The 20,091-nt window shown below is 63.2% G+C and carries 24 protein-coding genes, 1 other RNA gene and 2 riboswitches; of the genes, 13 read left to right on the top strand and 12 right to left on the bottom strand.

What is annotated here, in order from left to right:
* Positions 1–26: 26 nt before the first annotated feature.
* The 3 genes from ACX80T_RS11845 to ACX80T_RS11855 form a co-directional block, all read right to left on the bottom strand.
* Positions 27–869: a DUF2382 domain-containing protein gene (locus ACX80T_RS11845; RefSeq protein ID WP_459304513.1), complete on the bottom strand. Its 843-nt coding sequence runs from the start codon at positions 867–869 to the stop codon at positions 27–29.
* A gap of 243 nt (positions 870–1,112) precedes the next feature.
* The gene (locus tag ACX80T_RS11850; protein ID WP_019483106.1) at positions 1,113–1,544 is read right to left on the bottom strand and encodes a DUF1810 domain-containing protein; all 432 of its coding nucleotides are present in this window, start codon (positions 1,542–1,544) and stop codon (positions 1,113–1,115) included.
* A 120-nt stretch (positions 1,545–1,664) separates the two neighbouring features.
* On the bottom strand, positions 1,665–2,633 hold the full coding sequence (locus ACX80T_RS11855) for a zinc-binding dehydrogenase (RefSeq protein WP_019483105.1): 969 nt from the start codon (positions 2,631–2,633) through the stop codon (positions 1,665–1,667).
* A 140-nt stretch (positions 2,634–2,773) separates the two neighbouring features.
* Between ACX80T_RS11855 and ACX80T_RS11860 the strand changes: the two genes are divergently transcribed.
* Positions 2,774–2,848: a 50S ribosomal protein bL37 gene (locus ACX80T_RS11860; protein WP_116778527.1), complete on the top strand. Its 75-nt coding sequence runs from the start codon at positions 2,774–2,776 to the stop codon at positions 2,846–2,848.
* A gap of 84 nt (positions 2,849–2,932) precedes the next feature.
* Here the strand turns inward: ACX80T_RS11860 and rsrA are convergent, their stop codons facing one another.
* Complete coding sequence (rsrA, locus tag ACX80T_RS11865; protein WP_019483104.1) at positions 2,933–3,193, bottom strand: mycothiol system anti-sigma-R factor; 261 nt, start codon at positions 3,191–3,193, stop codon at positions 2,933–2,935.
* Complete coding sequence (locus tag ACX80T_RS11870) at positions 3,190–3,969, bottom strand: sigma-70 family RNA polymerase sigma factor (protein WP_459304514.1); 780 nt, start codon at positions 3,967–3,969, stop codon at positions 3,190–3,192. The genes rsrA and ACX80T_RS11870 overlap by 4 nt, the downstream gene beginning before the upstream one ends.
* A 197-nt stretch (positions 3,970–4,166) precedes the next feature.
* Between ACX80T_RS11870 and ACX80T_RS11875 the strand changes: the two genes are divergently transcribed.
* The 11 genes from ACX80T_RS11875 (at position 4,167) to ACX80T_RS11925 (ending at position 14,473) form a co-directional block, all read left to right on the top strand.
* Complete coding sequence (locus tag ACX80T_RS11875) at positions 4,167–4,745, top strand: DoxX family protein (RefSeq protein ID WP_019483102.1); 579 nt, start codon at positions 4,167–4,169, stop codon at positions 4,743–4,745.
* Positions 4,746–4,752: 7 nt separating this feature from the next.
* Entirely contained in the window at positions 4,753–6,081 is a 1,329-nt protein-coding gene (gene aroA, locus ACX80T_RS11880) for a 3-phosphoshikimate 1-carboxyvinyltransferase (protein ID WP_459304515.1), read from the top strand.
* A 1-nt stretch (position 6,082) separates the two neighbouring features.
* Entirely contained in the window at positions 6,083–7,216 is a 1,134-nt protein-coding gene (rsgA, locus tag ACX80T_RS11885; RefSeq protein ID WP_019483100.1) for a ribosome small subunit-dependent GTPase A, read from the top strand.
* Positions 7,217–7,318: 102 nt separating this feature from the next.
* Complete coding sequence (locus ACX80T_RS11890; RefSeq protein WP_019483099.1) at positions 7,319–7,522, top strand: cold-shock protein; 204 nt, start codon at positions 7,319–7,321, stop codon at positions 7,520–7,522.
* Between the two features lie 288 nt (positions 7,523–7,810).
* Positions 7,811–8,620 carry a histidinol-phosphatase gene (gene hisN / locus ACX80T_RS11895; RefSeq protein ID WP_019483098.1) on the top strand — a complete coding sequence of 270 codons (810 nt, stop codon included), beginning with the start codon at positions 7,811–7,813 and terminating at the stop codon, positions 8,618–8,620.
* A 53-nt stretch (positions 8,621–8,673) separates the two neighbouring features.
* A riboswitch (SAM riboswitch) is annotated at positions 8,674–8,787 on the top strand.
* A gap of 36 nt (positions 8,788–8,823) precedes the next feature.
* Entirely contained in the window at positions 8,824–10,188 is a 1,365-nt protein-coding gene (locus ACX80T_RS11900; RefSeq protein ID WP_459304517.1) for an aminotransferase class V-fold PLP-dependent enzyme, read from the top strand.
* 82 nt (positions 10,189–10,270) lie between these two features.
* Positions 10,271–11,029, top strand: coding sequence for a class I SAM-dependent methyltransferase (locus tag ACX80T_RS11905; RefSeq protein ID WP_459304518.1), 759 nt, complete (start codon positions 10,271–10,273; stop codon positions 11,027–11,029).
* 49 nt (positions 11,030–11,078) lie between these two features.
* The gene (locus ACX80T_RS11910; RefSeq protein WP_019483095.1) at positions 11,079–11,987 is read left to right on the top strand and encodes a metal ABC transporter solute-binding protein, Zn/Mn family; all 909 of its coding nucleotides are present in this window, start codon (positions 11,079–11,081) and stop codon (positions 11,985–11,987) included.
* The gene (locus ACX80T_RS11915; RefSeq protein ID WP_019483094.1) at positions 11,984–12,793 is read left to right on the top strand and encodes a metal ABC transporter ATP-binding protein; all 810 of its coding nucleotides are present in this window, start codon (positions 11,984–11,986) and stop codon (positions 12,791–12,793) included. Before ACX80T_RS11910 ends, ACX80T_RS11915 begins: the two co-directional genes overlap by 4 nt.
* Before the next feature lie 8 nt (positions 12,794–12,801).
* The gene (locus tag ACX80T_RS11920) at positions 12,802–13,731 is read left to right on the top strand and encodes a metal ABC transporter permease (RefSeq protein ID WP_459304519.1); all 930 of its coding nucleotides are present in this window, start codon (positions 12,802–12,804) and stop codon (positions 13,729–13,731) included.
* Position 13,732: 1 nt separating this feature from the next.
* A complete protein-coding gene (locus ACX80T_RS11925; RefSeq protein WP_035766998.1) occupies positions 13,733–14,473 on the top strand; it encodes a metal-dependent transcriptional regulator in 741 nt (246 codons plus the stop codon).
* On the opposite strand, the gene crcB is transcribed toward ACX80T_RS11925, so the two are convergent.
* Positions 14,470–14,856, bottom strand: a complete 387-nt coding sequence (gene crcB, locus ACX80T_RS11930; RefSeq protein ID WP_024476760.1) for a fluoride efflux transporter CrcB — start codon at positions 14,854–14,856, stop codon at positions 14,470–14,472. The genes ACX80T_RS11925 and crcB overlap by 4 nt on opposite strands.
* Complete coding sequence (locus ACX80T_RS11935) at positions 14,853–15,344, bottom strand: fluoride efflux transporter FluC (protein WP_459304520.1); 492 nt, start codon at positions 15,342–15,344, stop codon at positions 14,853–14,855. The genes crcB and ACX80T_RS11935 overlap by 4 nt, the downstream gene beginning before the upstream one ends.
* Positions 15,345–15,367: 23 nt before the next feature.
* A riboswitch (Fluoride riboswitch) is annotated at positions 15,368–15,439 on the bottom strand.
* A gap of 133 nt (positions 15,440–15,572) precedes the next feature.
* Between ACX80T_RS11935 and ACX80T_RS11940 the strand changes: the two genes are divergently transcribed.
* Positions 15,573–16,673 carry a carboxylate-amine ligase gene (locus ACX80T_RS11940; protein WP_024476762.1) on the top strand — a complete coding sequence of 367 codons (1,101 nt, stop codon included), beginning with the start codon at positions 15,573–15,575 and terminating at the stop codon, positions 16,671–16,673.
* On the opposite strand, the gene ACX80T_RS11945 is transcribed toward ACX80T_RS11940, so the two are convergent.
* The 5 genes from ACX80T_RS11945 to ACX80T_RS11965 form a co-directional block, all read right to left on the bottom strand.
* Positions 16,670–17,161 carry a YdeI/OmpD-associated family protein gene (locus ACX80T_RS11945; protein ID WP_019483088.1) on the bottom strand — a complete coding sequence of 164 codons (492 nt, stop codon included), beginning with the start codon at positions 17,159–17,161 and terminating at the stop codon, positions 16,670–16,672. The two genes, ACX80T_RS11940 and ACX80T_RS11945, sit on opposite strands and share 4 nt — an antisense overlap.
* Positions 17,162–17,183: 22 nt before the next feature.
* Complete coding sequence (locus ACX80T_RS11950) at positions 17,184–18,911, bottom strand: alpha-glucosidase (protein WP_459304522.1); 1,728 nt, start codon at positions 18,909–18,911, stop codon at positions 17,184–17,186.
* 4 nt (positions 18,912–18,915) lie between these two features.
* Positions 18,916–19,140, bottom strand: a complete 225-nt coding sequence (locus tag ACX80T_RS11955) for a hypothetical protein (protein ID WP_019483086.1) — start codon at positions 19,138–19,140, stop codon at positions 18,916–18,918.
* A gap of 104 nt (positions 19,141–19,244) precedes the next feature.
* Positions 19,245–19,615, bottom strand: a transfer-messenger RNA (tmRNA) gene (gene ssrA / locus ACX80T_RS11960).
* A 101-nt stretch (positions 19,616–19,716) separates the two neighbouring features.
* Positions 19,717–20,088 carry a hypothetical protein gene (locus ACX80T_RS11965; RefSeq protein WP_019483085.1) on the bottom strand — a complete coding sequence of 124 codons (372 nt, stop codon included), beginning with the start codon at positions 20,086–20,088 and terminating at the stop codon, positions 19,717–19,719.
* Positions 20,089–20,091: the final 3 nt, after the last annotated feature.

Below are 20,091 nucleotides of genomic sequence, written 5' to 3' on the forward strand. Positions count from 1 at the left end.
GGTCTCTCCTTAATGCGGTTAGATGCCTAGTCGCGGGCAGGGTCGGCATCCGTATCGATCTGTTCCTTGCGGACTTCTTCGGTAACGGTTTTCTCGTCGGTGACCGTTTCCTTGCCGAGACGAACACGTTCGACTGCAACGGTGTCCTTCTCCACAACAGGCGTCTCAGCATGAAGGATCACTTCGTGTTCCTCTTCGCTGATGTCCGGTCCGGAGGTGGCATCCCCGCGGTTGGCATCCGTGATGGGCTCGCGCTCGATAGTGACTTCCTCGCGGGTGACCGGAACTGTTTTGGTCACCATTTCGGTCACCACGTGCTTGCGCAGGCGCGCACGCCCTACTTCCCGGCTTTCGGTCCCGATGTTGAGACGCTCCTCCGAGCGGGTCATCGCGTCATCCGTGGTGGGCCCCGAGGTGTCATGGCCCACGTTGCCGGTCTCATTCACGCGACCGGTGCCAGCGCGGGTCTCAGACTCGGGTCCGTCAAGGAAATCACTGTTGCGATTGCTCGGTACGGTACCCGTCTGTTCGACGTTTCCGGTACTGGCGGAACCGCTCAGCCCGTAATGCTGGTAGAGCCGGCTCTCCTCCTCGGCTGACAGGTCAGCATCCGGATCCACCCGTGGCGCATCCTTGATCTGGTCTTTGGAATACCCAACCCGAACATCATCACCGTCGACCTCGGCGCCCTCAAGAGGCGCGAAGGACTCGGAGGTACCAAACATGCCCGTCTTCACCGTCACCCAGCTGGGATTGCCGCTCTGGTCATCCAGGTAGATCTGCCCCACAGATCCCACCTTGGCCCCGTCGTTGTCAATGACATTTCCGCCGCTGTTCAGAATGCGGTCAATATGATCAGTTGTAAGCACTTTCTTACTCCTTGTCAGTTATAACCCTGGGTGAAATGAACTCACCATGCCTTGTTTAAAGGCGTTTCAGGACCCTTAGGTGAAGGAGACTAAGGTTGCCGCCCGCCAATGCGGAGGGCCGTTCGCTCCACTGGACGCCGGGGAGCCAAGGCCACCTCACGATGGTTCCGAAACTCGCCGCCCGGGTCTGAAGCAACAAGAGAAACGTAACCCTAAGCAGGCTTACTGTCAATGAGGTGCGGGCTATTCATTGGCAATCATCCGATCACTCACCGGGTCGGGATCGCCGTTGAAATATCGCTCCAGTACCTGTGCGAATACCTGGCGATCCGGGTCTGCCCTAAGAAACAGCGTCAGCGACGACCGCAGTTTCTGCGCATCCAGCGGACCAAAGATCAGGTCCGCATCGGAACCGGTCAGGGACAAAAGAAGTTCTGCGGCGGCCATCAGGCGTGGGCCTAAAACGGGGTGCGCGAGAAACTCCTGTGCCTCGGCGAGCGACGAGACCGCGAACCGTTGTGCTGTGGCGCTCTTCCCAAGACCGGCGAGTTGGGGGAAGACGAACCACATCCAGTGGGTCTCCTTTTTTCCGGCGGCCAGCTCGGCCATGGCACGCTCGTAGGTACCGCCGCCGTTCTGCGCCGAGACGAAACGCTGCAAATCACTGGCTGCCACGTCTTGCCGTCCTTTTCGCAAACTCACCGCTGCCGAAATTTGTCACCATAGAGGTATCCCTCTGCGTCGGACACGGTATGTCGCAGCTACCGTCACCGACGCTGGAAGGTACGAAAGCACCTAGTGAGTGAAGACGATCTTCCCGAATACCTCGCCCTCAAGCATTTTCCTGAAGCCCTTCTCGGCCTGCTCAAGGGGAAACACCTCGTCGATTTCAGGGCGCACCCCCGTGGCAACCAGGAAGCGGGTGAGCCTGATCAGTTCTTCACGGGTCCCCATGGTGGACCCCAGGACCTTCAGCTGGAGAAAGAACACCCGGTTGAGGTCGGCCCCTGGCGCGGCGCCGCTCGTGGCACCACACGTTACCACCGCACCGCCAGGCTTCAACGATTTCAGTGAGTGGGACCAGGTGGCCTCGCCGACTGAATCGAAGACAACGTCAACCCGCTCAGGCAGGCGCGCGCCGTCGTCGAACACTGCGGCAGCGCCCAGTTCCAGCGCGCGCTGCTGCTTGGCCTTACTCCGGCTGGTCACCCAGACCCGGAAGCCTGCCGCGCTGGCCAACGAGATGAGAGAGGTGGAAACCCCTCCCCCCGCCCCCTGCACCAGGATGGTGGACCCGGGCGCGGCGGGTGAGACGGTGAACAGCATCCGATAGGCGGTCAGCCATGAGGTGGGCAGGCAGGCGGCCTCCTCAAAGCTCAGCTCGGGAGGCTTGGGAATCAGGTTGCGCTCCGGGACCCAAACGACGTCGGCCATCGCGCCGGGCAGCTTCTCGGAGAGAAGCGAACGCCGCGGGTCAAGGGTCTCATCCCCTTCCCAGCCGGGTGAGGAAATCACCCCGTGAACCAGCACCTCGTTGCCGTCGTCGTCAACTCCCGCCGCATCACACCCGAGGACCATCGGAAGTTTGTCGGCGCCCAGGCCCACACCGCGGAGCGACCACAGGTCGTGGTGGTTCAACGCAGAGGCCCTGACCGTGACCCGGCGGTACCCTTCGGGCGGATCGCTGGCTGTCAGCTCGCCAATCACCAGACCATCCAATGGGTCCTCGGTGGAAAATGAGTCAACGTATACGGCGCGGGTCACGTGGTGCTCCTTCGGTTCGACTGTCCTACCATCCTAGGACCGCTGGACCCTGCCAACGACGATCCCCGGTTGACGGCTGAGACGACGAAGTGTGGGAGACTGGATGGTAGTCCAAATACTTTAGAAGCAAGGAGGCAGCCATGAGCAAGCGAGCACGCAAGAAGCGCGACCGCAAGAAGGGCGGCGCTAACCACGGTAAGCGCCCCAACGCCTGAGCAGTCGGGCTAATAGCAAAAAGGAGCCCCCGCGCCGATTATCGGCAGCGGGGGCTCCTTTTTGCTGGGCTCAGTTTGCCGGGCCTAGTGCTCGGCTGTCTTGATCTGGCTGATCCGGTCCAGGATGCTTGTCTTCAGGGTAGTGGGAGCTACCTCGGTGCAGGATCGCTTGACCACCGAGCGAATGACGCACTCGAGGTCGTGCTCCTCGGCACACTCGGGGCAATCCTCGAGATGGTTCTTGATCTCCACCAGGTCGTCGTGGGACAACGCCCCGTCCAGATAGTCGTACAGGCGCTCGATTCGGGAATCGGCGCAGTCGCCAAGGCTCTGACAGTCGCTCATTTGCCACCCTCCTGTGTCTTCGCCGTGCCGCTACCCGCTACAGCCTTCGCGGCGCCAAGGCCCCGATCGTGAGCATATTCGGCGAGCAGTTCACGCAACAGCTTGCGCCCCCGGTGCAGCCGCGACATTACGGTGCCGATAGGGGTGTTCATGATCTCGGAAATTTCTTTGTAGGCGTACCCCTCCACATCGGAGAAGTAGACGGCCAGCCGGAATTCCTCCGGAATGGCCTGCAGCGCCTGCTTCACGTCTGAATCAGGAAGATGATCCAGCGCCTCTACCTCGGCCGACCGTAGGCCGGCGGGGGTGTGTTCCGCCGCTTTGGCGAGCTGCCAATCCTCGATCGTGTCCGAATGGGACTGCAACGGCTCGCGCTGCCGCTTGCGGTACAGGTTGATATAGGTGTTCGTGAGAATGCGGTATAGCCAGGCCTTCAGATTGGTGCCCGGTTTGTACTGATGGAACGCCGAGAAAGCTTTGGTGTAGGCCTCCTGCACCAGGTCTTCAGCATCGGCCGGGTTCCGTGCCATCCTCATGGCAGCCGAATAGAGCTGATCCACATACTGCATTGCGTCCCGTTCGAAGCGGATCTTCCGATCTGCATCCGATTCCGTTGACACATCCAGTTGATCGTCTTCGGCTGGGGCACTACCCGCCGCGGCTGTTGTATTCATTGAGGAAAAGTCTACGCGCCCACGCCCTGAGGGACGCACTGGCGCTACCGTCAGCTGGAAATCGGGCGTCTCACTGACTGTTGCGGCGATCGCCGTCATCATCCGCCTCTCATTAGTTCGGTTGGTTGTCTACTGCTCATAACCGACGGCGCTGGTTGGTTATTCCACTGCTGCACGTCAACCGGCCCCAACCGAACACCCCGAGATGGGGTCGCCAGAGATACCCGTGTCGCCTTACCAATTTAAAAGTGCAAAACTAGGACTCAAGTGCCCGATCAGTCAATAGCCAGGAGGCAATCATGACCCTTGTTCGCGTAGTAGCCCGCCCAATGCTTGCAAGTTCGTTCGTGGTGGCCGGGATCGACCGGCTGCGCAACGCCGAAGCCGCCGGCGCACAGCTTCGCCCCACCCTCGACCGGCTCAACAAAGCGGTACCCTCGGCGGCATCGGTCACCGCCAACGAGAAAGTCGTTGCCCAGGCCCTCGGCGCCGCTCAGGTAGGCGCCGCAGCTCTGCTCGGCATCGGACGTTTCTCGCGGGTCGCCGCACTGGTGCTGGTTGGCACGGCGGGGCTCAACACCCTAGTCGATTTCAAGTCCGCGGATTCCTCGACGGCCGAGGCACGCAAGAACCGGCGCAACCAGCTCCTGAAGAACGTCTCGCTGATCGGTGCAGTTCTGCTGGCATCGGTGGACACCAATGGCCGCCCGGGCCTCGCGTGGCGTGCCGAGCACTTCGCGTCCGACGCGAAGCGCAACGCCAAGGCCCTTGGGAACGACACCCGCAAGAACGCCAAAACCATTGCCAAAGACACTGAGAAGCAGCTGAAGAAGGCCAACAAGTCGGTCCGCAAGACCGCGTCCGAACTGGTGGGTTAGCAGGTCAATGACCCCCGTGGAACTGTCGCATTGGCCAGCACCCTACGCAACCTCGTCCGTCAATGCGACAGTTCAGGTGCCCGGCTCCAAGTCGCTCACCAACCGTTTCCTGATCCTCGCGGCCCTCGCTGACGGGCAGTCGAGGTTACGGGCCCCACTGATCTCCCGTGATTCCATCCTGATGGTGGAAGCTCTTCGGGCCCTTGGCGCCGAGGTGACCGAAATTGCCGGCGACGGCGCATTCGGTCCCGACCTGCTGGTGACGCCCATAGACCTCTCAGTAGGCGGTGACGCCGCCATCGACTGCGGCCTTGCCGGCACCGTGATGAGGTTTGTGCCTCCGCTCGCAGCCCTGCGGCAGGGAACTACTTCCTTCGACGGTGATCCTCACGCCCGCCAACGGCCCATGGGTGCCGTCATCTCCGCACTCCGCGGGCTCGGGGTGGACGTGGATGACGACGACGACGGGCTGTTGCCATTCACCCTCACTGGTACGGGCTCCGTCCCCGGCGGCAGACTAGTCGTCGACGCCAGTGCCTCCTCCCAGTTCGTCTCGGCGCTCCTCCTGGTCGGCGCACGCTTCACCGATGGGCTCCAGCTGGAACACGTCGGCCCACCCGTGCCCAGCCTCGACCACATCGCCATGACCGTCGAAGTCCTACGGGGGGTCGGCGTCGATGTCGACGATTCAGTACCCAACCAGTGGCGAGTATCCTCCGGGCGGATCAGGGCCTTTGACTTACGGATTGAACAGGACCTCTCCAACGCAGGACCATTCCTCGCGGCAGCCCTGGTCACAGCCGGCACCGTACACATCCCGAACTGGCCCGCCGGCACTTCACAGGTTGGCGACCAGTGGCGTCAGATCCTCACGCAGCTCGGAGCCGACGTCACCCTCGCCCAGGGAACATTGACCGTCACCGGCGGCCCGACCATCCGCGGCGCCAACCTCGCAGACACCAGCGAACTTGCGCCGACCGTGGCGGCGCTGTGCGCCCTGGCTGATACCCCCTCAGTCCTCACCGGAATCGCCCACCTGCGCGGCCACGAGACGGACCGGCTGAAAGCCCTCGCCACCGAAATCAACCGGCTTGGCGGTGACGTCACGGAAACCGCTGATGGGCTGTCCATCAAGCCAGCCCCCCTGCACGGCGGCGTGTTCAGGACCTACGAGGATCATCGGATGGCGACAGCCGGGGCCATCATCGGCCTGGCCGTCCCGGGGGTGGAGGTCGAGAATATCGGCACCACCGCCAAAACCATGCCCCAGTTCCCCCAGCTCTGGGCTGACCTCGCTGCTACCGGAAACCCAGCTGACGCCGGGTCCGGTCTCTGACGTGGCAACCGGAGGAAACCGCGGCGGGGCTCGGTCCTGGGACGAATCCGATATCAGGGTGCGGCCCAATAAGAAGGGCACCCGGCCCCGCACCAAGGACCGGCCAGCCTATGACGATGCCGTCACCGGGCGGATCGTCACAGTGGACCGCGGACGGTACACCGCCGTCGTCGATGAGGACGGCGACGGCGAGCGGGTAGTCATCGCGGCCCGGGCCCGCGAACTCCGTCGAACTCCGGTGGTTGCCGGTGACCTGGTCGCCCTGGTGGGCGACCTTTCCGGCGGCCCGGACGCACTGGCACGGCTGGTCCGTGTTCAGGAGCGCCGGACTTTGCTGCGCCGGAGCGCCGACGACACCGATCCGGTGGAGCGCGCCGTCGTCGCCAATGCGGACCAGCTGGTGATCGTGGTGGCCGCGGCGAACCCTGAACCTCGCACCGGTTTCATCGACCGCGCTCTGGTGGCAGCCTACGACGCCGGCATCCAGCCCATCCTCTGCGTCACCAAGGCAGACCTGAAAGACCCCACCGAGTTGCTCGACAACTACCGGCACCTCGATCTTCCGGTCATCATCAGCCGAACAGCCACCGACGATGAAGGAGTGGAGAGCACCTCGGACGACGGCCTGTCCGCCCGGCTCCTCGGTGACGCCGTCAACCAGTTGCGGTCCCATCTCGATGGGAAAGTCAGCGTGCTGCTGGGACACTCGGGCGTGGGTAAATCCACTATGGTCAACGCGCTCACCGGATCCAACCGGGCAACCGGCGGAGTGAACGCGGTGACAGGCAGGGGAAGGCACACGTCGTCGTCGGCGGTTGCCTTGAAAGCCGGAGATTCCCTGCCGGGGACCTGGATTATCGACACCCCGGGTATCCGCTCGTTCGGTCTGGCCCATGTTGACCCGGATCGAATTCTTCAGGCCTTCCCCGACCTTGAACCAGGTACAGCTGAATGCGCCAGAGGATGCCGCCATGACCGGCTAGCGGTGAAGTGCGGCCTGGACCCGTGGGTGAGCGAGGGGCGGGCAGGCGTTTCGGGCCCAGTCCGGCTGGCCTCCCTACGGCGGCTGCTCGGCTCCAGCGTCCCCGAGCCCAAGGGAAATACGCAAGAAGCTAAAGAGCTCGGCGAACAGTAGACCTGATAGGCTTAAAGCAGTTGTGGTGTTAAGCACTAATTTTCGCCTCAACGAGAACCCCGAAGCACGGGGGGATTCTCACACACAAGGAATATGAAAAAAATGGCAACAGGTACAGTCAAATGGTTCAACGCTGAAAAGGGCTTTGGATTCATTGCTCCTGATGACGGCGGCGCGGATGTATTCGCCCACTTCTCAGCAATCAACTCCAGCGGATTCCGCGCCCTCGAAGAGAACCAGAAGGTCAACTTCGAGACCACGCAGGGCCCCAAGGGACCGCAGGCCGAGAACATCACCGTTATCTAATAACCCAGATACGTAGCCCGTCCCACTGGACGGCTCCCCACAGGACACCGAAGCGGCTCACCGCCGCCGGTGTCCTGTGGCGTTTAAGGTGCCTCCTGCCCACCGTGTCCGGGCAATCGATGGGCAGCTACGGGACTCTCCACCGAACCGGGCCATACAGTGGGCAAGCGAGTGGACAAGCGAGCAAACTCCGGAAAACCTGGACCTGGTGGCCCGTTGGTGCGGGGCTGGTGCCACGGGGCCGGGCACATCCCGCACTATCGCGGGGTTAGGCGATAGGTTGAAGGTATGAACCACCGCCAAAGCTATAACGATGATCTGCGCCTTGCCCACGTCATGGCCGATTCTGTAGACGACCAGACCATGTCGCGATTCAAGGCCCAGGACCTGGTGGTGGAGACCAAGCCAGACCTGACCCCGGTAACCGATGCCGATAAGGCTGCCGAGGAGTCGATTCGTGGCCAACTCTCCCGCGCCCGCCCCCGCGACGCGGTGCTCGGCGAAGAGTTCGGAAGCAGTGGTGCCGGCTCGCGTCGCTGGATCATCGATCCCATCGACGGCACCAAAAGTTTTGTGCGGGGCGTCCCGGTCTGGGCCACCCTGATTGCGCTGATTGACGAGGGGCAACCGGTGGTCGGGTTGGTCAGCGCTCCGGCTCTGGGCAAACGCTGGTGGGCGGCCACCGGGACCGGCGCCTACATGGGCAAGTCCCTCGCGGCGGCAAGCCGGCTCAAGGTATCCAACGTGTCCCGGCTCGAGGATGCCTCGATGTCTTATTCCAGCCTCTCGGGCTGGAAGGAACGCGGGAACCTGCCGGAATTCCTGACCCTGACCGACTCGGTGTGGCGCAGCAGGGCCTACGGCGACTTCTGGTCCTACTGTCTGGTTGCGGAGGGCGCAGTCGACATCGCCTGCGAACCTGAGTTGAACCTGTATGACATGGCGGCCCTGGTGCCGATCATCACCGAGGCCGGCGGGCGCTTCACCTCGCTGGAAGGCACCGACGGACCGTTTGGCGGGAATGCTTTGGCCACCAACAGCACCCTCCACAATGACGTGCTGCAGATCCTCAACCCTGATGTTGATGACTTGCTTTAAGAAGCCGTAATAAAAAGCCTGGGGCGCCTGCCGTGCCCTAGGCTTTTTCTATTGGTCACGAGTGTCAGCGCTAAACCCCGGTTTGCTGGCCGGCAACCCTCCTCTTCGCGGCGGGGTGCCCCGGGTGACGACCAGGCCGTCCCTGACTGGGCTGGCAAGCGCGGACACCCTGCTGCGGGGTCCACCACCGTTGGAGATCCAGCATGACTATTGCAACCATCGAGCCGTTCCACCATTCCACCTCAACCGTGAATCAGTTGGCGAAGGTGGTGGGAGATGACCTGTTGGTGCCGCTGCTTGGGGGCGGCGAGGTACGCTACGTCAATCTCGACTACGCCGCGTCCGCTCCGGCGCTGGTCGAGGTCCTCGACTTCGTCAATACGGTTGTCCCCTTCTACGCCAGCGTCCACCGCGGCGCCGGCTACACCTCCCAGGTTTCCACCTCACTGTACGAGAATGCCAGGACAACAGTCCGGCGTTTTGTGGGTGGACGCAGCGACGACTTAGTGATCTTTACCCGCAACACCACCGACTCGCTGAACCTGCTGGCCGGCTGTGTGCCCTCCACGGGGGAGGTGTTGTACCTGGATGTCGAACATCATGCCAACCTGTTGCCCTGGCAGCAGCTCCCCCACCGCAGCCTCACGGCCGGCGTGACGCTCGCCGACACCCTTGAGCGGGTCCGCGCCGAGCTATCCACGGGTGGGGTCAGTCTGCTGGCGGTCACCGGGGCATCCAATGTCACCGGCGAGCTTCTACCGATCAGCGAGTTGGCTGAATTGGCGCACGCCCACGGGGCGCGAATCGTGGTGGATGCCGCCCAGCTCGCACCCCATCGTCGGATCGACATCAGCCGCGATGGTATCGACTATGTGGCATTCTCGGGTCACAAGTTATACGCGCCGTTCGGTGCTGGCGTGCTCGTGGGCCGCCCGGACTGGCTGGACGCCGGCACCCCGTACCTGCCCGGCGGTGGAGCCGTGCGGAGGGTCAAAGTCGATTCAGTCTCCTGGGCCACCGGACCGGCCCGCCATGAGGGTGGCTCGCCCAACGTGGTGGGCGCCGCCGCCCTCGCGCATGCTGCCGAGGTGCTCGCGTCGCTGGACGAGGATGCCTGGCTGACCCATGAACAGGCCCTCCGGTCTGCGTTGACTTCCGGACTCGAAACGCTACCGGGGGTCACAGTGCACCAGCTTTTCCCGGACAGTGCCGACCCCATCGGGGTGGTGAACTTTTCGGTGTCCGGTTACGACGCCGGACTTGTCGCCGCGTATTTGTCTGCCGAACACGGGGTGGGCCTCCGCGATGGCAAGTTCTGCGCTCATCCCCTACTCAAACGGCTCGGGCTGCCGTCGGGTTCGTTGCGGGCCAGCGTGGGTCTGGGATCCCAGCCCGCGGACGTCGAGCGGCTGCTGAGCGGCCTCCGGTCCCTCCTGGCCGATGGTCTCACCGCAGATTATGTAGTGGACGAGGAACGCTGGGTACCGGCCGCCGAGACACGAACCTTTCCGGTGTGGGCTCCCCACACGCCGGGGACGGCGGGCGCTGCGCCGTGCTCGAGGGACTAGCCTCAGCAGCTGGTGGGCCAGGAGGCGATTGACCGGTGCGGGATAGGCTTGGATCCCACCCATCGACAACAGGAGCGCACAGATGCCCCGCGGCGGCCCACGTCTGCACGACACCCGGCGAGTCCACCTCGCCGGCGGCTACCTGGACGGCGGTGCGCAGTACGACCGGGTCCGGCCCGGGTATCCCACCGACATTGTTGACTGGCTGATTCCCACCGGCGCGTCCGCCGCAGCCGACGTCGGCGCGGGCACCGGAATCTTCACCGCAGAACTCGTGAGGTGTGGGCTGAAGGTGACCGCCGTCGACCCCTCGGCGGACATGCTGGGGGTCCTTAGCACCAAGCTCCCCGCTGTGGTCGCTGTCGTCGGGACCGCCGAGGCCACCGGCCTGCCAGCTTCCTCGGTCAATCTGGTAACCATGGCGCAAGCCTGGCACTGGGTTGATCCGGTGGCAGCCACCACGGAGGCTGCACGGATCCTCACACCGGGCGGCCGCCTGGGACTGATCTGGAATCAGTTGGATGTTTCTCTGCCGTGGGTGCACCGGCTTAGCCGGATCATGCATGCCGGAGATGTCTACAAACCGGATCATCGGCCGGCGATTGGACGGGAGTTCGGGGCGCTTGAACAGCGATCGGCGCGGTGGGCGCAGCCGCTGAGCACCTCAGATATCGTCGACCTCGCCAAATCCAGAAGTTACTACCGTCGGGCGGGTCCAGAGATTCGGGCCAGGGTCGAGGCCAACCTCGACTGGTACCTCCACGAACATCTGGGATTCGCCGCCGATGCTCAGGTGGAGTTGCCGTACTTCACCCATTCCTGGCGGGCAGACCGCTTGTAAGAAGACCGGAACACTGTTGCTAAGGCATGCCAATGAGTTAGATTTAGGTATGCCGAAACTTTTCATTCCGCTGGTGCTTCTTCTCGTACTGGCACTCACCGGCTGCGGTGCCAGCCCGGCTGTGCAGGCGAGGCCAGCCGACGACGACGACCGCCCGCTGGTGCTGACCACCTTCACTGTGCTCGCGGATCTGGCAGATCAGGTGGGCGGCGGGCACGTCAGGGTTGAATCCATCACCAAAATCGGCGCTGAAATCCACGGCTACGACCCGACGCCGTCGGACCTGGTCAACGCTCAGGACGCCGATCTGATTCTCGACAACGGTCTGGGCCTTGAGCGCTGGTTTGAACGCTTCCTGCTTTCGGTGGATGCCCCGCGCGCGGTCCTCTCCGACGGCGTCGAGCCGGTCGACATTCGCTCTGGCGCCTACAACGGACTGCCTAACCCCCATGCCTGGATGTCCCCCGCCGCTGCGCAGATCTACGTTGACAACATCGTGGTGGCCCTGACGGATCTGAGCCCACCGCATGCCAACGATTTTGAAGCCAACGGATCCCGTATCAAGGCCGAGCTGCAGTCCATGCTTGACGAGCTACGCGCTGCCTTCGCCGACACCTCAACCCCTGCCCTGGTCACCTGCGAGGGGGCCTTCTCCTACCTGGCGCGGGACGCGGGACTCGACGAGTCATTCATCTGGCCGGTCAACTCTGATGCTGAGGGCACACCGCGGCAGATCAGAGAGGTGATCGGTTTTGTCCAAACCAACGAAGTCCCGACCGTCTTCTGCGAATCGACTGTCAATCCGTCGGCGCAGGAGCAGGTTGCGTTGGCCACGGGTGCGGAACTGGCCGGGCCGCTGTACGTCGATTCGCTGTCCGGTCCGCAAGGCCCGGTTCCCACCTTCCTCGACCTCCTCAGGTACGACATCAAAGTAATTACTGAAGGGCTGGCCCCATGACCTCGTCCGTTCCACCGCAGGCCGTCACGCTGGGAACCGAGGCGGTTGCGGCCATCTCTGTCTCCGGCCTCACCGTCAGCTACAACGAGGTGCGGGCACTGAGCGACGTCGACCTCAACCTGGCGAAAGCGCGCATCTGCGGGCTGATCGGCGTCAACGGGTCAGGCAAGTCGACCCTGTTCAAATGCCTGATGGGGCTGGTCCAGCCGCAGTCCGGCGCCGTTGCGATTTTCGGCAAAGACCAGCGCACCGCCCGTCGTAGCAACCTCGTGGCCTATGTCCCCCAATCCGAGGACGTCGACTGGACCTTCCCCCTCTCGGTGGGCGACGTCGTCCTGATGGGCCGCTACGGCCGAATGCCGCCGTCCCGCCGCGCCAGCCGTGCGGACCGCGACGCGGTCGACGCCGCACTGGAGCGGGTCGGCCTGACCCAGCAACGCAACCGGCAGATCGGCGAATTGTCCGGCGGGCAGAAGAAGCGCGCCTTTGTTGCCCGCAGCATCGCCCAGGACGCGCAGCTACTGCTCCTGGATGAACCGTTCGCGGGGGTGGACAGGACCAGCGAAGCCACGCTGGTCAGTCTGCTCCAGGAACTCAGGGACGAGGGACGGACCGCTCTCATCTCCACCCACGACCTCGCCGGGATCCCCGAGCTCTGCGACGAAGCGGTACTGCTGCACAACCGGGTCCTCGCGCATGGACCGCCCTCCGAAGTGCTGACCCATGAGTTGTTGGCGCTCGCGTTCGGGCCGCTACCCACGGCAGGTGGCGCCTCTCGTCCCCGACCCGCACCCGAAGAAAGTTAGACCACGCCATGGAAGTCCTCAATTTCCTCACCGAGCCGCTGCAATACGGCTTCCTGACCCGCGCCCTGATCGTCACTGTCTGCGCGGCGGTCGTCGCGTCGGTGCTGTCCTGCTGGCTCATCCTGATGGGCTGGTCGCTGATGGGCGACGCCGTTTCCCACGCGGTGCTGCCAGGCGTCGCCCTGGCCTACATCATCGGCATCCCCTTCTCCATCGGCGCCTTCGTGTTCGGGGCCGGGGCGGTTGCGCTGATCGGTCTGGTGAAGTCGACCACCAAGCTCAAGTCGGACACCGTCATTGGGGTGGTTTTCACCGGACTTTTCGCCCTGGGGCTCGCAATTGTGTCCCGTACTCCCTCCCAGGTTGACCTGATGCATATTCTCTTTGGGAACGTGCTGGGTGTAACCAACGGGGAATTGTGGCAGGTGGTCATCCTTGGCGTGCTGACCCTCGCCATCGTCCTGTACAAACGCCGCGACCTCACACTCTTTGCCTTTGACCGCACGCATGCGCACGTGATCGGGCTGAATACCCGGGCGCTCTCCACCCTGCTGCTAGGTCTCCTGGCGCTGAGCGTCGTCGTCGGCCTGCAGGCGGTGGGAATCATCCTGGTGGTGGCCATGCTCATCACCCCCGGCGCCACAGCCTTCCTGCTGACCCGCAGCTTCGACCGGATGCTGATTATCGCCTCGAGCCTCACCGCGGCCGCGTCGGTCGCCGGCATCTACGCCAGCTATTACCTGGACATCTCGACCGGTGCTGCCGTGGTGCTGTCCCAGTCGCTGGTCTTCGTCCTGGTGTATCTCTTTGCCCGGCGAACCGGGGTCCTCTGGCAGGCGGCAAGCCGACGTCGGTTGCGCCGCCACTCCTCACAGGAAAACCACACCCGGACTCGGAGAATCAACACCACTGGCGTCCCCACGGGAAGTGAGACCTGAGATGGCACAACGGACAGCTTCGGCGCTTAGCGCCGGGTCAACGAGCGTTCAGGACTATGTGAAGGTCATCTATACCTTCACTGAATGGCAGGATCGGCCAATAACCGCCTCGCAGCTTGCGGCCCGACTGTCAGTAGCCAATTCCTCGGCATCGGAAATGGTCCGCAAGCTGATGGATCTGGGCCTGGTGAGCCATGAGCCCTACAGCTCAGTCGAGCTGACCGCAGATGGGCTGCATCTGGCGTTGACGATGGTACGCCGTCACCGTCTTCTGGAGACCTTCCTGGTGAACGAACTGGGCTATCGGTGGGACGAGGTTCATGACGAGGCGGAACTGTTGGAGCACACTGTCTCCGACACGTTCATCGAACGCCTCGACCGGAAGCTTGGGCATCCCGGGAGAGACCCGCACGGGGATCCGATCCCCACCGCCGACGGGAAGATCACCCTGCCGAACGCCCATGCGCTGGAGGAGCTCGACGACGGGCACCGCGGCCGTATCACCCGGATCAGCGACGCAAATCCGGAGCTGCTCCGGTTCCTCGCCGCTGAATCCATTGCCCTTGACTCCCCCGTGCAGGTCCTCCAGCGGAAACCGTTCGGAGGCCCCTTGGTGGTCAGCGTCGGCGATACGGGCACCGCAAGGACTTTCGATTTCGGCGAAGAGCTGACGACTTCGCTGTGGATTGAGACTGATCAGGTTCATTCCGGATGCCGCCTGCCCGAAGCGTCGGTCCGCTAGCCCCCGACCAGGAGCGCACCGATGGCGACGCCAGCCGCAGCGGCAAGGAGCGCCAACGTGGCTGTCCCCAGCCCGTTGACGACGGCACTCCTCAACTGGCCGCTCTGGATCAGCCTGGCCGTTTCGACACTCGCGGTGCTGAACGTGGTGAAACCGCCGAGAAATCCGACGCCCACGATGAGCTCTGCTGCCAGGGGGACCTGCTCGCCGAGGGCCAGCCCGCCCAGCAGCCCCAGCAACCCCGAGCCCAGGATGTTGATGGCAACGGTGCTCCAGGGGATCGCCGTCGCGAACCGGGCCCGGATGGTGCCGTCGAGCATGAACCGCGCGACGGCACCGGTGCCGCCTGCAACACCAACCAGCAGGATCAAAAGTACACTCACGGGAGGTCCATCTCCGACCTGGTGTCAGGCCGGCCCTGTCTACGCCTGGCAACCGCTGCACCCACGCCAATCCCGGCGAAACTCAGCAGGACTCCCCCCAGGAGACTGACTGCGACGTACGCGGCGGCGAACCCGCTGGCGCCGTCTGCGGCCAAGACGATGGCTTCCAGGGCAAACGCACTGTAGGTGGTGAATCCCCCAAGGAACCCTGTTCCCAACAGAAGCCGCACCATCAGGTACCCGCCACGGTCCGGACCGGCACGTAGCAGGCCCTCCAGTAACAGGCCCAGCAGGAATGACCCGCCCAGATTGATTGCCAGGGTGGGTAGCGGCAGGTCCTGCGGGGATGGAACCAGCCCATTCAGCCAGACTCGGCACAGTGTGCCGGCCACACCCCCGGCGAACACCAGGGCAATGAATGTCAGGCGCCGGTGGGGCGGCCGGTCCATGACGACCGCGGACGGCTCACCCTGATCTGGTTTGGACACAGCGCACCTGCCTCTATCGAGTGTCAAAGGCAGGAACCATCAGCCACGGTGGCGGTTCGGGCAACGCCCCGGCGGGATCCATCGCCGTAGCCTCGACTATATCGGATTGCCAGTTGGACCCGGTAGGCGGTCCAGCATTAGCCGTCAGCAATTCGAGGATGCAATGATCACTATCAGCACAAGTTGTTCCACCCCATCTGCCCACACCCATCTAGCCAAAGGTTCCACATGACAACGCTGGGGATCGAAGAAGAGTACCTCCTGCTGGACCCGGCCTCGGGGTTGCCGGTGTACCGGGCCAACGAGGTGCAAGCCCTTTTGGAACAGTCGCCCACGATAGAGGCGGAGGACGTTCAGCGTGAACTCCTCAGTTGCCAGATCGAGACGGCCACCCCTGTCTGTCATACCCTGACCGAGGCCGAAGAGTCCTTGCTGCACTTCCGCCGCCGGATCTCGGCCGCCGCCCGGAAGGCTGGCGTGCGGGCCACCGGCTCGGCCACCGCTCCACGCATTGAATCGGCGTACCCCACCCTGACCGATAACCAGCGCTACCACCAGCTGCGTGAAAGCGCCCGAGGCATTGTGGCGGATCAGTTTGTCAACGGGCTTCACGTGCACGTGGGAATCCCTGACAAGGAGAGCGGTGTGCAGGCGCTCAACCGGATCCGGCCATGGCTGCCGGTCATCACAGCCCTCAGCACCAATTCGCCGTATTGGCTGGACCGGGACAGCGGCTTCGCCAGTTGGCGGGTGATCCATTACCGTAGGTGGCCGATTCAGGGATGCCCACCAGTCTTCGCCGACGCGGCCGACTATGAACGTCGCATCGAACGACTGGTGGCGACCGGGGTGATCATCGACCGCGGGGTGCTGACCTGGATGGCCCGCCTGTCGGATGCGTATCCCACCCTGGAGGTCCGGACCGGCGACGCCCAGCTGGAGGCCCAGGACTCGGTGCTGCTGGCTGCCCTGGTCAGGGGTCTCGTGTCGACGGCGGTCCGCGACGCCGAAGCCGGACTACCTTTCCTGGATCCCGACCCGGAGCTGCTCGACGCCGCCATGTGGCAGGCGGCCAGGCACGGGCTCGCCGCAGACCTGGTCGATCTGGGAACCGGAACCTTGATTCCTGCACGCGAACAGATGGGCCGGCTGCTGGCCTACACGGCGGATGCTATCGAGACGGAGGGCGATACCGAGTGGGTTGCCGCGGGACTGGACACGGTCTGGGCACGCGGTACGGGGGCCGAGCGCCAACGCCAGGCGATGGAAACCGGCGGCATGGCGTCCCTGTTGGAACTCTACAGCTCGGCGTTGACCGCCGAACGCTAACCCGGCTTCTGGTTTGCCCTGCCCTCGGCCAACCGTTGCAGTGTCCTGTTGATCCGCGCCTCACGGGTGGCCTGACGTTTCGCTGACGCGATCCACAGCGCATACTCGCGCTGACGTGAATAGGAGAGGGCTCGAAATGCATCCTCTGCGCCGCCAGCCGTGAGGGCTGCCGACACATCATCGGCAAGTTCAACGACCCGTTCGCTGGTGTCGAGTGTCAGCGACACCCTCACCGTATCGCCCGTGGTTTTGCCGATTTCCGTTTGCACATCCGATCGGACCAGGAGCAGATGGCCGTCACTGTAGGTGACCAGCGAACCGCGGTAACCGATGCCGTCGAACGCGGCCCTGACCGGGATCCTCCCGCTCGCACCGAACGTTTCGGGCACGCTATGGGGGAACTGAACAAACGATGCCGAACCAGCCACGGTTGAGCGCTGGATGACGGCATCGAACTCGATGGGGCCAGGATCTCGAAAGTGGGCCATTCCAGAAGCTTAGCGAACTCGTCTAGGGCCGAGCGGTTTGGAGTACCCGAGCCTCCCACGGCCGCAACCGTCCAGTGTCACCGGCGCCTCCGTCCGGGTAGTTGCTCAGTAGCCGTTTTCCCTGGCCAGCGCCCTGCGGCAGGATCAGGTTCTCCCCCGATACGTTCGCGACCACGGTGAGAGTTTCACCCTCGTGGGTCCGGGTGAACGCGTAAAGGGTGGGGTGGTTGTCTTCGAGGAGGGTAAACCGCCCGAGCCTCACCACAACGCTGTCATGGCGCAGCCGGATCAGCCGCTGATAATACCGAAAAATGGAGCGATCCGAAGCCCGGTCCGCTTCGGCGTTGATGGTGGGGTAGTTCGGGTTGACGCTGAGCCAGGGCTCGCCCGTGGTGAAGCCTGCATGCGTGGCGTCCGACCATTGCACGGGTGTCCTGGCGTTGTCGCGGCTCATGACACGGATCGAGGACAGCACTTGTTCCGGGTCCAATCCGAGCACAGCCGTCGCCTCGTTGAAGTAGTTGATCGATTCCAGGTCGCGGAAATCATCGATTGAGGAGAACGGCACATTGGTCATGCCAAGTTCCTCACCCTGATAGATGTAAGGGGTTCCCCTGTGCAGGTGGAGCAGTGTCGCCCACAGGGTCGCGGACTCGTACCTGAACCTGGTGTCATCCCCGAACCGTGACACCAGCCGCGGCTGGTCATGGTTGTTCAGGTACAGGCTGTTCCACCCGGCCTCCGCCAATCCCGTCTGCCAGCGGTTCCAGGAGGCCTTCAGGTCACCCAGGTTCAGCCCCCGGTAATCCCATTTGCCGCCCGGCCCGTAATCCAGGCCCACATGCTCGAACTGGAAAATCATGTCCAGCTCGCGGCGGGCAGGATCAGTGAATAGCCGGGCCTCCTCAATTGTTGCGCCGGGCATCTCTCCCACGGTGATCAGCTCAGCGGTCCTTCCGGCGAAAACCTCACGGTGCATTTCCTGGAGGTAGTCGTGGATCCGCGGGCCGGAGATGAAGTGCGGAGCACCGTCGCCCCACAGGCCGCCAGCCGGCACTCTCCCATCCGGGAGGGTCTGATCCTTCGAAATGTAGTTGATGACGTCCATCCGGAAGCCATCGACACCGAGGTCGAGCCACCAGTTCATCATTTCGTAGACGGCGGCCCGGACTTCGGGGTTCTCCCAGTTCAGGTCTGGTTGCTGGGGTGCGAACAGGTGCAGGTAATACTGCCCGGTTTCTGGATGGAGGGTCCAGGCGGGCCCGCTGAACGCCGATCCCCAGTTCGACGGTTCGGCCCCTTGCTCCCCAGCGGCGAAGCCGTCGCGGGGGTCCCGCCACCAGTACCAGTCCCGTTTGGGGTTATCGAGTGAGGAGGACGACTCCCTGAACCACTCGTGTTCGTGAGAGGTGTGATTGACCACCAGGTCCATCACGAGCTTCATACCGCGGCGGTGCACTCCATCGAGGAGCTCCCCGAATTGTTCAAGATCCCCGAATACCGGATCGATGAGCCGGTAATCGCTGATGTCGTAGCCGTTGTCGTGGTGCGGGGACTGGTACACCGGAGAGAGCCAGAGAACATCCACGCCCAGCTCAGCCAGATAGTCGAGTTTACCGATGATGCCGGGCAGGTCGCCGACGCCGTCGCCGTCGGAGTCGGCAAAGCTGCGTGGATAGATCTGGTACACCACCGCGCCGGTCCACCAGGCCGGCTCACTCGGTGTCGGCTCTGTCTTCGCTTCGCTCACGGGGTTAGCGCCCTTCGTTCCGGCGGACCATTCCAACAATGAGGCAGATCAATCCCACTGCCAATGGAATCAGGGTGTACAGGGTGTGGGTTCCGCCGACAAAGCTCATGTAGAAAATGAAAATGAATGATCCGATCACCAGAATCAGCCCGGTGTTGACCAGGAAGCGACCTCGATTGGGCGGCGGCAGGGGGGGAAGCCAGGGTGGTGGATCGTCCGTCCAGTTCATACCGTCAGTCTACGTCCGGCTGGCGGTGCCCCAGCGCGACTGCCGGTGTTAACGACAAAACGTCCCTCCCCCAAAGGGTAGGGACGTTTAGCCGTCGGGCTGTTTCGTGGAGATGGCGGGAATTGAACCCGCGTCCGATGCAGTGTAGTCAGGGCTTCTCCGGGCGCAGTTTGCGTCGGTTTTTCTCAGCTTCAGCAGTTCTGCAAACAGACTGCTGCCAAGCTCAGTTACATAAGAGTCCCCCGGAAACCTGTAACAAGTTTCAGGAGCAGTGGCCCTCTAAATGACGCCAGGATCCGGGACGAGAGCATTCCCGGGCTGACGGACTTGGTCTTACTGCTTAGGCAGCGAGAGCGAAGTCAGTGCGTTTTTGTTCGGCACTTATATTTTAACAAGGAGCGTTAACGAGATAGCCTTGTAAATCCTCGGCCCGCTTCCCCTGTCGCGACTAACATCGTCGAAACCTGTCATCCCCGTGTGTAGTTATCAATGTGCTTCTCCCCGAATTGCTTCGGATCTACCAGTATAACGCACCCTTCCCAGCGATGTATTCCCGGGTCGGCCCCACCGTCTGGACTAGAGGGTAATCCCGAACATGACAATGGGCGACTGCCACAGGGTGACTACCACAAACGACACGGCCACGAAGGCGAGGCCCAGCGCGGCGAGGGCGGTTGTCGCTGCCTGCTTGCGCTTGAAACTCCACCAGAACACCAGGATGTTCATGAGTACCAGCAACGGCGCCACCCAGATGATCAGTTGGGCCAGATACAGGTAGATCAGGAAGAAGAACGGGATCAATGCGAAAATGCCCACCGGAACGATTGCCAGCAAAAGCAGCAGATCGATCAGGGCAACCAGCGTGACCCACCAGGGTCGACGGTAGCGCAGTTCTGATACGTCGGGATCCTCCCTGGGTTCCTGCGCATCCCAGAAAACGTCGCTCATACC

The organism is Arthrobacter sp. Sr33 (genome assembly GCF_054511195.1).